The organism is Bacillus sp. SIMBA_074, assembly GCF_046534555.1.
GTDB lineage: Bacteria > Bacillota > Bacilli > Bacillales > Bacillaceae_G > Bacillus_A > Bacillus_A mycoides.
This window is the reverse complement of sequence record NZ_JAWRYM010000134.1, coordinates 1-415: the sequence shown is the minus strand read 5'-3', so window position 1 is coordinate 415 and position 415 is coordinate 1. Positions and strand designations below refer to the sequence as shown.

The window sequence follows — 415 nt, the reverse complement described above, 5'->3', positions numbered from 1 at the left end:
AAAGAAAAAAACTGCCATTGGCCAAGTGGGCAATTTTCTAGAGGCCGATGTGGCATTAAGGAGAGAAATCTTTTGGAGAATTTCACTTATAAAAACCCTACTAAAATAATTTTCGGGAAAGATCAGCTTGGAAGTTTAAAAACGGAAATCCCTGCATATGGTGATAAGGTTTTACTTGTATACGGTGGAGGAAGCATAAAGAAAAATGGCTTATATGAAAAAGTGATCAATGCCTTGAAAGAGATCGATGCAGAGGTGCACGAACTTTCCGGAGTTGAACCGAATCCGCGCATCTCAACAGTCCGGAAAGGTGTGGAACTTTGTAAAGAACATGGTATCGACTTTGTGCTTGCTGTTGGAGGCGGCAGTGTCATTGACGCGACAAAGGCCATTGCTGCCGGTGCTAAATATGAGG

Annotated in this window: 1 protein-coding gene; it reads left to right on the top strand. The window is 42.4% G+C overall.

Annotated elements, in window-relative coordinates; all coding sequences use genetic code 11:
• Positions 1–72 precede the first annotated feature (72 nt).
• On the top strand, positions 73–415 hold a 343-nt coding region (locus tag SB773_RS30185; RefSeq protein WP_410593868.1), incomplete at its 3' end, for an iron-containing alcohol dehydrogenase.